Source organism: Ideonella sp. P3_A4, from assembly GCF_056403075.1.
In genome coordinates, this window is record NZ_JBFUGE010001106.1 from 1 (window position 1) to 1,207 (window position 1,207).

1 protein-coding gene is annotated in these 1,207 nt (G+C 68.4%); it reads right to left on the bottom strand.

The window, feature by feature from the left end; all coding sequences use genetic code 11:
* Positions 1-210: 210 nt before the first annotated feature.
* The coding region (locus tag AC1DYI_RS36240; RefSeq protein WP_477208919.1) for an RCC1 domain-containing protein at positions 211-1,207 on the bottom strand (997 nt) is incomplete at its 5' end.

Below are 1,207 nucleotides of genomic sequence, written 5' to 3' on the forward strand. Positions count from 1 at the left end.
ACCTTCTGGCTGAAGAAACTGCTCGACGGCAGCCGCGCCGGCTGGACCTCGCTGGGCACCGCCACGGACATCAACGACGCCGGCCAGATCTCCGGTGGCGGYAAGTACCAAGGCGAGCTGCGCGCCTACATCGCCACGCCGGTGACAACGGCACCGTAATTCAACTGCAGCGGCCTCGCGGCCGCTCGCATCAGGCCAGCCGAAGCTGGCCTACAGCAGTCCCAGGCTGTGGTGCCCGGCCGCGGCCAGGGGCAAGGCACGCAGGCCAAGCCGGCTCGGGCCCAGCTTCAGGTCCAGCCGCTCGTGGCCGGTACCCAGCGCCCCGTTTACCGCGTGGCCAAAACCGATCACATTGCCCCAGTTGTCGATGCCGAAGCCATGATGGCGACCCAATGTGAACCGCCGATACGGGTTGAGCACCGGCTGTCGCTGAAGGGTGTTGGCGAGCGGTGCCGGGTCAAGTGGTGACAGCATTTGGCTGCCACTGCCCAAACTGAAGGTTTCGCCGTCGCAGGTGCGCATGATCGCCATGTCGCCGCCCACCCACAGTGCCTGCACGTCGCGCAAGCCGGCAATACGGGCCGGTGAGCCCACTGCGTCCAAGTCGTTGGCACCGGAGACAACGCCCAAGGCGCAGCCGACGTGACCCCAGCCCCAGACCGACCCGTCCTCAAGCAACGCCAGGCAGAACGACGCGCCAGGATGCACCGACTGCACAGCGCCCAGGTTCTGCACCCGGCCGGGCTGGAGGTCGGAGCGAGGATCGTCCCGCCCCAGTTCGCCGTGCAGACCCACACCCCAGGACCACAGCCCACCTTCTTCGTCGACCGCAAATGCCACCATGCCGGCCGGGTCGCAAGCCAGCGACCGGATCGGTGGCAGGCCTTCGACGCAGGCTGGCTCCGGGTTACTCAGTGGCAAGGCCGCAGCGTCCGGGCGGCCCAGGCAGGCGGGTCCGCCCCAGGCCCAGACGCGGCCGCAGTCGTCCAGGGCCAAGCCGTTCTCTGCACCAAGCGCCAATTGCACGACCGGCGGCAGGTGCCATATCAGTCCTGGCATCGCGAAGGGCGGCATCGATGTCTTCGGACGCTCTGCGCTGCGCTCTTGGCTGCCATCGAGCAAGGACACTCGCCTTCCAGCCGGCGCTACGCGGCCCAGCGAGCCTCCGACGTCCCAGCCCCAGGACCAGACGTTCCCCAAGGGGTCC